This window comes from Streptococcus sanguinis, assembly GCF_019929225.1.
Classification (GTDB): Bacteria; Bacillota; Bacilli; order Lactobacillales; family Streptococcaceae; genus Streptococcus; species Streptococcus sanguinis_J.
Genome location: NZ_JAHZPA010000009.1, coordinates 33,195 through 46,104, shown reverse-complemented (window position 1 = coordinate 46,104; position 12,910 = coordinate 33,195). Strand labels below are relative to the sequence as shown.

Here is a 12,910-nt window from a genome sequence, read left to right as displayed (position 1 = left end):
AGTGGGGAACGACCTTTTGATTCTTGATTTTTTGTTTTCATAAGTTCACTTCCTTTCAAAATCGGGTAAAAAAATAGACACCTCATTTTTTGAAGTGTCTACCTATTAAATATTCAAATTTTATTGGAAGTATCTTTATATCTTCACTTTTCAAGGATAAATCGTCGTATCAAAGCTCATTCATAAGTAGTAAATTAGTAGTAAATTGAGTGGTTTTGACCTTGATAAAGTGTGATAAGTCCAGTTTTTATGCGGATAACTAGATTTTTATGCTATTTTTATAATAAGAAAAAACATATGAAATAAGTGAAATTTTAATCACTTTCTTCTTATTTATATAGCAGAATAGTTTGTATATCAACAATAATTCAATTGTTTTGACAGGAAAATTTATAAATCAAAAGAATGAAACAAAAAACGCTTACAATGGTGGCAAAAGATTGACTATTCGATATTTTAGGAGTAAACTAAGGAAGTAAATTTTAAAATATAAAGGAGAAGTCATCATGAATTTAACATATTTAGGACTTTGTTTGGCCTGCTTGGGCGTATCAATTGCTGAAGGTATGATTATGAGTAATCTATTTAAGGCAGCAGCTCGTCAGCCAGAAATTATCGGTCAATTACGAAGCCTCCTAATCTTGGGAGTAGCCTTTGTTGAAGGTACTTTCTTTGTAACGCTGGCTATGTCCTTTGTTATCAAATAAGAAAGGATTCTCTTTAGAAAAGGGGGTGTCATCTGTTGGAAGAAAGTATCAATCCAACTATCAATATAGGTCCTGTGACCTTTGATTTGACCCTGCTGGCCATGACTCTGCTAACGGTGTTTGTAACTTTTGGACTTGTTTATTGGGCAAGTCGAAAGATGACGATTAAGCCGTCAAGAAAGCAGAATGCTTTGGAATATATCTATGACTTTGTCATTGATTTTACCAAGGGAAACGTTGGCGAGCATTATATGAAGAATTACTCGCTTTTTCTATTCTCCCTCTTTCTTTTCGTTGCTGTGGCGAATAACTTGGGATTAATGGCTAAGGTTCAGACAACCAATGGTTTCAATCTCTGGACATCACCAACAGCAAATCTCGCTTTTGACCTAGGCTTCTCTCTTTTAGTGACGGTATTCTGTCATGTAGAAGGAATCCGTCGTCAAGGTATAAAAGGATATCTGAAAGGTTTTGTGACTCCAGGTATCATGACACCCATGAATATCTTGGAAGAATTTACCAATTTTGCTTCGCTAGCCTTGCGGATTTATGGGAATATTTTTGCAGGTGAAGTATTGGCTGGTTTGCTCTTGACTTGGGCACATCAAGCAGCGTATTGGTATCCGATTGCCTTTATTATGAACATGGTTTGGACTGGTTTTTCCATCTTTATTTCCTGTATCCAAGCCTATGTTTTTACCATGCTAACATCTATGTATCTTGGTAAGAAAATTAATGGTGAGGAAGAATAAAAAGAAAGGATAGATAAAATGAATATAACCGTAGGTGAAATTATTGGCAACTTTATCCTGATTGCTGGCTCCTTTCTTCTTTTAGTATTTCTCATTAAGAAGTTTGCTTGGGGCAATATTATCGGGATTTTAGATCAGCGTGCTCAAAAGATTTCAGACGATATTGATGGTGCAGAAGCTGCCCGTCAGAAAGCTGAAGACTTGGCGCAAAAGCGTGAAGAAGCCTTGGCAGGAAGCCGTGAAGAAGCTGCTACTATTGTTGAAACAGCTAAAGAAACAGCTGAGAAGAACAAGGCTGGAATCCTAGCTAATGCAGCAGAAGAAGCAGGGCGCTTGAAGGCTAAAGCCAATCAGGAAATTGCCCAAAATAAGGCAGAGGCTATGAGCAGCATCAAAGGAGAAGTAGCCGACTTGACAGTGACTCTGGCTAGTAAGATTTTGAGTCAGGAGCTGGATAAGGAAGCTCAGAGCGAGCTCATTGACCGCTATATCAAACAGTTAGGAGATGCCTGATGGATAAGAAGCAATATGCAATCATTGAGAAATATGCTTTGCCTTTTGTTCAGACGGTCTTTGAAAAAGGTCAGCAAGAAGATGTTTTTGAAAAACTGAGTCAGATTAAGGCTGTTTTCGCGGAGACCGGCCTTGCTGACTTTTTGTCACATATCGGCGTCAGCGACCACGAGAAAGAAAAGAGTCTGCGGCTCTTTCAAAACTCAGGCTCCCAGCTGCTTGATAATCTGATTGAAATTGTCATTCTCAATCATCGTGAGGACCTCTTTTATGAGATTGTGCTGGAGAGTCAGCACCAGCTCGAAAAGATCAGCAATGAGTTTGAGGTGACACTGCGATCTGTTCAGCCTTTGACAGCCGGTCAGAAGGAAAAGATTCGACCAATTATTGAGCAGAAGATGGGCCTAAAAGTCCGCTCGCTCAAGGAAGAATTGGACAGCAGCTTGATTGGCGGCTTTGTCATCTCTGCCAATAACAAAACAATTGATGCAAGCATAAAACGTCAATTGCAAGTCGTAAAAGAAAAATTGAAATAGAAAGTGGTGTGAATTTTGGCGATTAACGCACAAGAAATCAGCGCTTTAATTAAGCAACAAATTGAAAATTTCCAGCCAAATTTTGACGTCACGGAAACAGGGGTCGTCACTTATATTGGTGATGGAATCGCGCGTGCTCATGGTCTGGATAAGGCTATGAGCGGAGAGTTGTTAATCTTTGAAAATGGCTCTTATGGTATGGCGCAAAATCTAGAGTCGACCGATGTTGGGATTATCATCTTGGGAGACTTTACAGACATTCGTGAGGGAGATACCATCCGCCGGACTGGTAAAATCATGGAAGTTCCTGTGGAAGAGGCCTTGATTGGACGGGTTGTTGATCCGCTGGGTCGTCCTGTTGATGGACTTGGTGACATTGTCACGGATAAGACACGTCCGGTTGAAACACCGGCTCCAGGTGTTATGCAGCGTAAGTCAGTATCTGAGCCTTTGCAGACAGGTCTCAAGGCTATTGATGCCTTGGTTCCGATTGGCCGCGGTCAGCGGGAGCTGATTATCGGGGACCGTCAGACTGGGAAGACGACCATTGCCATTGATGCCATCCTGAACCAGAAAGGTCAGGATATGATTTGTATCTATGTGGCCATTGGTCAGAAAGAATCTACCGTCCGTACGCAGGTAGAAACGCTCCGTCAGTATGGTGCTTTGGACTATACGATTGTCGTGACAGCCTCTGCTTCACAGCCGTCGCCTTTGCTTTTCCTAGCGCCTTATGCTGGTGTAGCGATGGCAGAAGAGTTCATGTATAATGGCAAGCATGTTTTGATTGTCTATGATGACTTATCCAAGCAGGCTGTAGCCTACCGTGAATTGTCCCTCCTGCTTCGTCGTCCGCCAGGCCGTGAGGCCTTTCCAGGGGATGTTTTCTATCTGCATAGCCGTCTCTTGGAGCGTTCAGCCAAGGTTTCTGATGAGCTGGGCGGTGGTTCGATTACAGCTTTGCCATTTATTGAAACGCAGGCAGGAGATATTTCAGCTTATATCGCGACCAACGTGATTTCAATCACTGACGGACAAATTTTCCTCAGCGACAGCCTGTTCAATGCTGGGGTACGTCCAGCCATTGATGCAGGTTCTTCTGTATCACGGGTTGGGGGCTCTGCCCAAATCAAAGCTATGAAGAAAGTAGCTGGAACCCTGCGTATCGACCTGGCTTCTTATCGGGAGCTTGAGGCCTTTACTAAGTTTGGTAGTGATTTGGATGCGGCAACGCAGGCCAAGCTCAATCGTGGCCGCAGGACTGTAGAAGTCTTGAAGCAGCCGATTCATGAGCCGCTGCCGGTTGAAAAGCAGGTCGTGATTCTCTATGCTTTGACCCATGGTTTCTTAGACAGTGTGCCAGTAGACGATATTCTGCGCTTTGAGTCAGAATTATTCGCCTACTTTGATGCACATCAAGAAAGCATTTATGAAACCATTCGGACAACGAAAGATCTTCCAAGTGAGGAAGTCTTGGATGCTGCCATTACTGAGTTTATTGACCAGTCTAGCTTCAAATAGGAATAGAGGTGTCAGATGGCAGTTTCATTAAATGATATTAAAAATAAAATTGCATCCACGAAAAACACCAGTCAAATCACCAATGCCATGCAGATGGTTTCTGCTGCTAAGCTGGGAAAGTCTGAGGAAGCAGCTAAGAACTTTCAGGTCTATGCCCAGAAAGTGCGTAAGCTAGTTACGGATATGCTGCATGGCCACGAGGCAGAAAATGCCCGTCATCATTCGATGTTAATCAGTCGGCCAGTCAAGAAATCAGCCTATATCGTCATCACTTCTGACCGCGGTCTGGTAGGTGGCTATAATGCGACCATTCTCAAGGCATTGATGGAGCTGAAAGCTGAGTACCATCCGACAGGAGAGGACTTTGAAGTCATCTGTATCGGAAGTGTCGGTGCTGATTTCTTCCGAGCTCGGGGGATTCAGCCAGTTTATGAGCTGCGTGGTCTAGCCGACCAGCCTAGCTTCGATGAGGTCCGTAAAATCATTAGCAAAACCATTGAGATGTATCAGAATGAACTCTTTGATGAGCTCTATGTCTGTTATAACCACCATGTCAACAGTCTGACCAGTCAGATGCGGGTGGAGCAGATGCTGCCAATCATTGACTTGGATCCTAATGAAGCTGATGAAGATTATACGCTGAATCTGGAACTGGAGTCCAGTCGGGATTCTATCTTGGACCAACTGCTACCCCAGTTTGCAGAGAGCATGATTTACGGTGCCATTATTGATGCCAAGACGGCTGAGAATGCTGCCGGTATGACTGCTATGCAGACAGCGACAGACAATGCTAAAAAAGTCATCAGTGATTTGACTATTCAGTACAACCGTGCTCGGCAAGCTGCCATTACGCAGGAAATTACTGAAATCGTGGCGGGTGCAAGTGCCCTAGAATAAGGCCACAAATGAATTAGAAATTAAACGAGGGGAAAAAACATGAGCTCAGGCAAAATTGCTCAGGTTATCGGGCCGGTCGTAGACGTTGCGTTTGCTGCCGGAGACAAACTACCTGAGATAAATAATGCACTTGTAGTCTATAAAAATGATGAGAAAAAATCAAAAATCGTCCTTGAAGTAGCTCTTGAGCTTGGTGACGGTGTGGTGCGGACCATTGCCATGGAGTCGACCGATGGTTTGACGCGTGGTTTGGAGGTCTTGGATACTGGTCGTCCGATTTCTGTGCCGGTCGGCAAGGAAACTCTGGGCCGAGTGTTCAATGTCCTAGGAGACACTATTGACTTGGATGCGCCTTTTGCAGAGGATGCAGAGCGCCAGCCGATTCATAAGAAGGCGCCGACCTTTGATGAACTATCGACTTCATCAGAAATCCTGGAAACAGGAATCAAGGTTATCGACTTGCTAGCTCCTTATCTGAAAGGTGGAAAGGTTGGACTCTTTGGCGGTGCCGGAGTAGGGAAAACAGTCTTGATTCAGGAATTGATTCACAACATTGCCCAAGAGCACGGTGGGATTTCTGTCTTCACAGGTGTTGGTGAACGGACGCGTGAAGGGAATGACCTCTACTGGGAAATGAAAGAGTCTGGCGTTATCGAAAAGACGGCTATGGTCTTTGGTCAGATGAATGAACCGCCAGGAGCTCGGATGCGGGTTGCTCTTACCGGACTGACTATCGCGGAATATTTCCGTGATGTGGAAGGTCAGGATGTGTTGCTCTTTATTGACAACATCTTCCGCTTTACGCAGGCTGGTTCGGAAGTGTCTGCCCTTTTGGGCCGCATGCCGTCAGCCGTTGGTTACCAACCAACACTTGCGACAGAAATGGGACAGCTACAAGAACGGATTACCTCAACCAAGAAAGGTTCCGTTACTTCCATCCAGGCTATCTATGTGCCAGCGGATGACTATACTGACCCTGCGCCAGCGACAGCTTTTGCTCACTTGGACTCTACGACCAACCTAGAACGGAAATTGGTTCAGCTGGGAATTTATCCTGCCGTGGATCCATTGGCTTCCAGTTCTCGTGCCCTTTCTCCTGAGATTGTCGGAGAAGAGCACTATGCAGTGGCAGCAGAGGTTAAGCGGGTCTTGCAACGTTATCATGAATTGCAGGATATCATTGCTATCCTTGGTATGGACGAGTTGTCTGATGATGAGAAGACTTTGGTTGCGCGTGCGCGGCGGATTCAGTTCTTCCTGTCACAGAACTTCAATGTGGCGGAGCAATTTACCGGCCAGCCAGGCTCTTATGTACCAGTAGCTGAAACGGTTCGTGGTTTCAAGGAAATCCTTGAAGGTAAGCACGATAAGCTGCCAGAAGACGCCTTCCGTGGTGTGGGCTCCATCAAGGATGTATTGGCCAAGGCTGAGAAAATGGGATTCTAAGAGGTGAATGATGGCTCAAATGACAGTACAAATCGTGACACCGGATGGTCTTATTTATGATCACCATGCTGCATTTGTTTCCGTAAAGACCATTGATGGTGAGCTGGGGATTTTGCCCCGCCACATCAATACCATCGCTGTTTTAGAAGTAGATCAGGTCAAGGTGCGCCGGGTTGATGATGACAAGCATATCGACTGGATTGCGGTTAATGGCGGAATCATTGAAATTGCAGATAATGTCATTACCATTGTGGCGGACTCAGCTGAGCGTGAGCGAGATATCGACATTAGTCGGGCTGAGCGGGCTAAGCTCCGAGCTGAGCAAGAAATCGAAGAAGCACATGATAAGCATTTGATTGACCAAGAACGCCGGGCTAAGATTGCCCTGCAGCGGGCAATCAACCGGATCAATGTCGGAACAAGATTATAAGAAGCTATTTTGTCTAGATTGATGGAAGTCATCCTTCATTTGACGAGATTTGGTTTCTTGAATACAAACTGAATACGAAAAACTGAGGCAGGTCTGTCTCAGTTTTCTTTTCCAAAGAAAAAGGGGGGACTATTTAGTTCGTCCCTAACTGGAGTCTTGTGGTATAATAAAAGTTATGATAGAAGTTATTTTTAAATTATGCAGTCATTTGCTCTTTATTTTCTTTGCCTTTCATCTGCTGTCAACGGTTGTTGAGTGGGAGAGGTTTTTCAAGGTTAATGCCGAAAATGCGATGAAGATTCGCTTTTTGATTCTCTTGTTCAGTATTGCTTTGGGCTATTTAGTCAGCCTTTTCTTCATTGGTATTTACGATATGAGCCGGGCGATTTTTAATGGTACTTTATAAGGTCATATTTTTGATTTTATGGTATGATAGTATGGATGATTTTAAAAATTTAGAGTAAGGAATCGGTATGGAAAAAATTATTATTCAAGGTGGAGATAATCGCTTGGTCGGAAAGGTCAAGATTGAAGGAGCAAAAAATGCGGTCCTGCCACTCTTGGCAGCGACAGTCTTGGCTAGTGAAGGCCAGTCTGTTTTGAAAAATGTTCCGGTCTTGTCTGATGTCTTTACCATGAACAATGTGGTCCGCGGTTTAAACACTCAGGTGGATTTTAATCAGGAAGAAAATACAGTTGTTGTGGATGCCACCCAGCCTTTGTCTGAGGAGGCGCCTTACAAATACGTCAGCAAAATGCGGGCGTCTATCGTTGTTTTGGGGCCAGTTCTTGCTCGTAATGGTCATGCTAAGGTTTCCATGCCAGGCGGCTGTACGATTGGCAGTCGGCCTATTGACTTGCACCTGAAGGGCTTAGAAGCCATGGGCGCGCAGATTACCCAGACAGCGGGTTATATCGAAGCGAAGGCAGATCGGCTCAAGGGTGCTCACATTTACATGGACTTTCCTAGTGTGGGAGCAACGCAAAACATCATGATGGCTGCAACTCTGGCTCAAGGCACGACAGTGATTGAAAATGCTGCTCGGGAGCCTGAAATCGTTGACCTAGCCCTCTTTTTAAATGAAATGGGAGCCAAGGTCAGAGGAGCAGGTACTGAGACTCTGACTATTGTCGGAGTGGACCAGCTGCGAGGGGCCAAGCATAATGTGGTTCAAGACCGTATCGAGGCAGGAACTTTTATGGTTGCTGCAGCTATGACCAGCGGTGACTTGCTGATTGAGGATGCCATTTGGGAGCACAATCGTCCCCTGCTTTCCAAAATGCAGGAAATGGGAGTGGAAGTGACAGAGGAAGATGAAGGGATTCGGATTCGTTCCGATATTTCGAAACTTAGACCGGTTGCGGTCAAGACCCTTCCTTATCCAGGTTTCCCAACGGACATGCAGGCTCAGTTTACGGCGCTGATGGCCATGGCCAAGGGCGAGTCTACGATGATTGAGACTGTCTTTGAGAACCGCTTCCAGCATCTGGAGGAAATGCGTCGGATGGGGCTGCACTCTGATATCATGCGTGACACAGCTCGTATCTGGGGCGGTGGCAGTCTTCAGGGGGCTGAAGTCATGTCAACAGACCTTCGGGCCAGTGCGACTTTGATTCTGATGGGCTTGATTGCCGAAGGCGAGACCAAGGTCAGCAAGCTAGTACACTTAGACCGAGGCTACTATAAATTCCATGAGAAATTGGCAGCCTTGGGAGCCAAAGTGAAGCGTGTAAAGGAAGAAGACGATGAGTGAAAATCTTAAATATTTAGGCCGGCAGATTGGCCTTGTTCTACTGGTTCTCCTGGTAGCCGTGATTCTCTTTTTCGTGGCTTTGATGATTGGCTATAACATTATCGGAAACGGTAAGGGCTCAGTTTTTTCACCAGAAACCTGGCAAGAATTAATTGGGAAGTTTACTGGAAACTAGCTCCTAGTCGAAAAGACTGGCTGAAATGAATCCAGTTTGCTAAGTTGAGAGAAAGAATATGAAAAGAAAGACTAGTCAGAAAAGGAATTCTAAGAGCCTGCAAGGCTGGGCTGGGCTGACTCTGGCCTTGATTTTAGCTCTGGCTGGCTATTTCTGGGGACAGGAAGGTCAGCAGCCACTTCAAAATCCAAATTCAGAAATCAGAGTTGGGCAAGTTCAAGATCAGGGCACCTCTAGTCGGGAACTGGCTGAGAGCGTTCTGACGGATGCTGTCCGAGCTCAACTCAAAGGCAGCATTGAATGGAATGGAGCTGGTGCCTTTATCGTGAATGGGAATAAGACAGACTTGGATGCGGAGATTTCTAGCAAACCCTACGCTGACAATAAGACCAAGCTTGTTCAAGGGCAAACCCTTCCGACAGTGGCGAATGCCTTTTTATCCAAGTCTACCCGCCAGTACAAAAAACGGGAAGAAACTGGAAATGCCAACACTTCATGGGTACCGGCAGGTTGGCATCAACTCAAGAACCTCCCTGGTGAGTACAACCACGCTGTGGACCGAGGACATCTCTTGGCCTATTCTCTGATCGGTGGTTTGAAGGGCTTTGATGCCTCTACTAGCAATCCTGCCAATATCGCAGTGCAGACGGCTTGGTCCAACCAAGCCAATGAAGCAGACTCGACAGGGCAGAATTACTATGAGACAAAGATCCGTAAGGCCCTTGATAAGAACAAGCGAGTGCGCTACCGGGTAACCTTGATTTATGCCACGGAGACTGATTTAGTGCCAGTTGGTTCTCATCTAGAGGCCAAGTCCAGCGATGGCAGTCTGGAATTCAATGTCTTTATTCCGAATGTGCAAAAAGGGATTCGTTTGGACTATAATAGTGGCAAGGTCAGTCAGGAGACGGGTTCTTAATTTTATACTCAAAAATGGATTTGCAAAGAGTATTCAATAGTATGAAAAGAAATGGTTGCAGATTTGTAGTCATTTTCTTTTATAATAATAGATAGAAAGAAGGCTAATTTTTCAGTCTTCTTTAAGAAAGCGGTGATAAAATCAACGTTCTCTTACAATCTAGTAAAGGAGGTTGCGATGGGACTTATTTTTAAAAGCATCCGGTTCCTCATGCGTCTGATTGGGCGCGTGGTTTGGGGACTTGCTTGGTCCTTTGTCCTGAGCTTTATGGTTATTGTCGGAATTTTCTATTTTACCACTTCGACAAAACCGGGTACAGAGGGACTGACGCAGGCTGTTCAGACAGCTGTTGGCAGAGTGGATCAATTTTTAAATCACCAAGGCATTTCCACAGGGCTTCACAGCAGTGAGGAGACGCAGACGGATCAGCTGACAGATGAGCATGCAACAACAGGGGCTCGTTGGGATCAGCCAAGCGCCACAATTTACATCGATACAAATAATGAAACCTTCCGTTCAGCCTATAAGGAGGCCATTGATTCTTGGAATCAAACTGGTGCCTTCACCTTTCAAATCATCAATGACAAAGACAAGGCGGACATTGTCACGACGGAGATGAACGATGGCAACATCAGTGCAGCTGGTGAAGCTGAGTCGCAGACCAACCTCCTAACCAAGCGGTTTACCCATGTCACGGTTCGCCTTAACAGTTACTACCTGCTGGACAGTCGCTATGCTTATTCTCATGAGCGGATTGTCAATACAGCAGCGCACGAATTGGGCCATGCTATCGGATTAGACCATAATGAGGAGGAATCAGTGATGCAGTCAGCAGGCTCATTTTACAGTATCCAGCCGACAGATATCCAGGCTGTAAAAGACTTGTATCAATCGTAAGCCTATGTTAAAATCTATTTTTTACTTGATTCGACACTTTCCAGAGCAAGTTTTTCTCTTTGTTTTTAACTCAGGAATCTTTGTCTGGCTATGGAAAAGCGGCAATGAGATTGCCAACCAGCTAGGAGTGACAGCGGCTTGGGAAAATCATGTTCCGGCACCCATTCAGGTCTTCTTCGGTCAGAATATTGAGGCAGTTCAGGGCTTTTTTCACAATTCCGCCTTTATGTGGCTAGTCGGGTCCATGATTATCCTTCTGGTTATTCGTCTGATCAAGGGAATGATTAAATTTGTTGTCTTTGCGGTTCTGATTCTGCTGGGAATTTATCTGATTTTGCAGAATCAATCTATTCTCAATAGTTTTATGTAAGGCAGTCTGATAGACTGTCTTTTTCTTTTGGGGAGCTGAGTTCGCTTTCTCTTGAATTCTGATAGCTGTGCTTCTGGAAATCTGCTATAATGGTCTTATGATTATTTTACAAGCAAGCAAGATTGAGCGCTCTTTTGCAGGGGAGCTTCTTTTTGACAATATTAACCTGCAGGTGGATGAGGGTGATCGGATTGCCCTTGTCGGTAAAAATGGAGCTGGGAAGTCAACCCTGCTCAAGATTTTGGTGGGCGAGGAAGAGCCTACTTCTGGTCAGATCAATAAAAAACGAGATCTTTCCCTGTCCTATCTGGCACAGGACAGCCGCTTTGAGTCGGAGAATACTATCTACGACGAGATGCTGCAGGTCTTTGATAGTCTGCGTCAGCAAGAGAAGCACTTGCGTCAGATGGAGCTGCAAATGGGAGAATTGTCAGGGGAAGACCTGACTGCTCTCATGACCCAGTACGACCAGCTGTCAGAGGATTTTCGCCAGAAACGTGGTTTTACCTACGAGGCCGATATTCGAGCTATTTTGAATGGCTTCAAGTTTGACCAGTCCATGTGGCAGATGAAGATTTCTGAGCTGTCGGGCGGGCAGAATACCCGTCTGGCTCTGGCCAAGATGCTTTTGGAGAAGCCAGAACTGCTGGTCCTGGACGAGCCGACCAATCATCTGGATATCGAGACCATTGCCTGGCTAGAGACTTACTTAGTCAACTACAGCGGTGCCCTGATTATCGTCAGCCACGACCGCTATTTTCTGGACAAGGTAGCGACCATCACGCTGGATTTGACCAAGCATTCCTTGGATCGCTATGTGGGCAATTACTCTAGCTTTGTGGTCCAAAAGGAGCAAAAGCTGGCCACTGAAGCCAAGAACTATGAAAAGCAACAGAAAGAAATCGCTGCGCTGGAGGACTTTGTCAATCGCAATCTAGTTCGGGCTTCCACAACCAAGCGGGCTCAGTCCCGCCGTAAGCAGCTGGAAAAGATGGAGCGTTTGGATAAGCCGGAGACCGGCAATCGCTCGGCTACTATGACCTTCAAATCGGATAAGGTTTCAGGCAATGTTGTTCTGACCTTGGAAGATGCGGCTATTGGCTATGGTGAGGAAGTCCTGTCGGAGCCGATCAACCTTGACATTCGCAAGTTTAATGCGGTCGCTATTGTCGGGCCAAATGGGATTGGAAAGACGACCTTGATTAAATCACTAATCGGGCAAGTGCCCTTCATCAGAGGAAAGGAGCAGCTGGGGGCTAACGTGGAAGTGGGCTACTATGACCAGACCCAGAGCAAACTGACTGCCAGCAATACGGTACTTGACGAGCTATGGAACGACTTCAAGCTGACGCCAGAGGTCGAGATTCGCAATCGCTTAGGCGCTTTCCTCTTCTCGGGAGACGATGTCAAGAAGTCCGTCGGCATGCTGTCGGGAGGAGAGCGGGCGCGTCTCCTTCTAGCCAAGCTGTCTATGGAAAACAACAACTTCCTCATCCTAGACGAGCCGACCAACCACCTGGACATTGACAGCAAGGAAGTGCTGGAAAATGCCCTGATTGACTTTGACGGCACCCTGCTCTTTGTCAGCCATGACCGTTACTTCATCAATCGCGTGGCCACTCAGATTATCGAGCTCTCTGAGACAGGCTCCACCCTTTATCTGGGTGATTATGACTACTATCTGGAGAAAAAGGCAGAGCAGGAAGCCTTGCGTGAGGAGATAGAGCAGGTCGATTCTGACAAGCCAGCACCTGCCAATGACTATCAGCTTCAAAAGGAAAACCAGAAAGAACAGCGCCGTCTGGCCCGTCGCCTAGAACAACTGGAAGCGCAAATCGAGGACTTGGACAACCAGATCAGTCAGCTTCAGGAAGCCATGCAGGCAACCAATGACGCTGGTGAACTCATGGAGAGCCAGCAGCAAATCGACCAGCTGACCGCTGCCCAAGAAGAAGCCATGCTAGAATGGGAAGAACTGGCGGAGAAGGTGTAG

At 45.8% G+C, this 12,910-nt stretch carries 15 protein-coding genes; all 15 read left to right on the top strand.

Annotated features, from left to right (window positions below):
- The first annotated feature begins 506 nt into the window (after positions 1–506).
- The 15 genes from K1I80_RS11485 (at position 507) to K1I80_RS11415 (ending at position 12,910) form a co-directional block, all read left to right on the top strand.
- Positions 507–707, top strand: a complete 201-nt coding sequence (locus K1I80_RS11485) for a F0F1 ATP synthase subunit C (protein ID WP_002896005.1) — start codon at positions 507–509, stop codon at positions 705–707.
- A 35-nt stretch (positions 708–742) separates the two neighbouring features.
- Complete coding sequence (gene atpB, locus K1I80_RS11480; RefSeq protein WP_002910186.1) at positions 743–1,459, top strand: F0F1 ATP synthase subunit A; 717 nt, start codon at positions 743–745, stop codon at positions 1,457–1,459.
- Between the two features lie 18 nt (positions 1,460–1,477).
- Positions 1,478–1,972, top strand: a complete 495-nt coding sequence (atpF, locus tag K1I80_RS11475; protein WP_223312524.1) for a F0F1 ATP synthase subunit B — start codon at positions 1,478–1,480, stop codon at positions 1,970–1,972.
- Positions 1,972–2,508, top strand: coding sequence for a F0F1 ATP synthase subunit delta (locus tag K1I80_RS11470; protein ID WP_223313966.1), 537 nt, complete (start codon positions 1,972–1,974; stop codon positions 2,506–2,508). The genes atpF and K1I80_RS11470 overlap by 1 nt, the downstream gene beginning before the upstream one ends.
- A 15-nt stretch (positions 2,509–2,523) precedes the next feature.
- Complete coding sequence (atpA, locus tag K1I80_RS11465; RefSeq protein ID WP_223313965.1) at positions 2,524–4,029, top strand: F0F1 ATP synthase subunit alpha; 1,506 nt, start codon at positions 2,524–2,526, stop codon at positions 4,027–4,029.
- 15 nt (positions 4,030–4,044) lie between these two features.
- Positions 4,045–4,926 carry a F0F1 ATP synthase subunit gamma gene (locus K1I80_RS11460; RefSeq protein WP_002895995.1) on the top strand — a complete coding sequence of 294 codons (882 nt, stop codon included), beginning with the start codon at positions 4,045–4,047 and terminating at the stop codon, positions 4,924–4,926.
- 39 nt (positions 4,927–4,965) lie between these two features.
- On the top strand, positions 4,966–6,372 hold the full coding sequence (gene atpD, locus K1I80_RS11455) for a F0F1 ATP synthase subunit beta (RefSeq protein ID WP_223313964.1): 1,407 nt from the start codon (positions 4,966–4,968) through the stop codon (positions 6,370–6,372).
- 7 nt (positions 6,373–6,379) lie between these two features.
- Positions 6,380–6,802 (top strand): F0F1 ATP synthase subunit epsilon, encoded by a 423-nt coding sequence (locus K1I80_RS11450; RefSeq protein WP_002904155.1) that lies wholly within the window; start codon positions 6,380–6,382, stop codon positions 6,800–6,802.
- Between the two features lie 175 nt (positions 6,803–6,977).
- On the top strand, positions 6,978–7,208 hold the full coding sequence (locus K1I80_RS11445) for a DUF1146 family protein (protein WP_223313963.1): 231 nt from the start codon (positions 6,978–6,980) through the stop codon (positions 7,206–7,208).
- A 67-nt stretch (positions 7,209–7,275) separates the two neighbouring features.
- Complete coding sequence (gene murA / locus K1I80_RS11440; RefSeq protein WP_223313962.1) at positions 7,276–8,556, top strand: UDP-N-acetylglucosamine 1-carboxyvinyltransferase; 1,281 nt, start codon at positions 7,276–7,278, stop codon at positions 8,554–8,556.
- On the top strand, positions 8,549–8,731 hold the full coding sequence (locus K1I80_RS11435; protein ID WP_002900736.1) for a DNA-directed RNA polymerase subunit beta: 183 nt from the start codon (positions 8,549–8,551) through the stop codon (positions 8,729–8,731). Before murA ends, K1I80_RS11435 begins: the two co-directional genes overlap by 8 nt.
- 58 nt (positions 8,732–8,789) lie before the next feature.
- Positions 8,790–9,650, top strand: a complete 861-nt coding sequence (locus K1I80_RS11430) for a DNA/RNA non-specific endonuclease (protein WP_223313961.1) — start codon at positions 8,790–8,792, stop codon at positions 9,648–9,650.
- A 177-nt stretch (positions 9,651–9,827) separates the two neighbouring features.
- Positions 9,828–10,547 carry a matrixin family metalloprotease gene (locus K1I80_RS11425; protein ID WP_223313960.1) on the top strand — a complete coding sequence of 240 codons (720 nt, stop codon included), beginning with the start codon at positions 9,828–9,830 and terminating at the stop codon, positions 10,545–10,547.
- A 4-nt stretch (positions 10,548–10,551) separates the two neighbouring features.
- Entirely contained in the window at positions 10,552–10,917 is a 366-nt protein-coding gene (locus tag K1I80_RS11420) for a hypothetical protein (RefSeq protein ID WP_002906927.1), read from the top strand.
- Between the two features lie 97 nt (positions 10,918–11,014).
- Positions 11,015–12,910, top strand: a complete 1,896-nt coding sequence (locus K1I80_RS11415; RefSeq protein ID WP_223313959.1) for an ABC-F family ATP-binding cassette domain-containing protein — start codon at positions 11,015–11,017, stop codon at positions 12,908–12,910.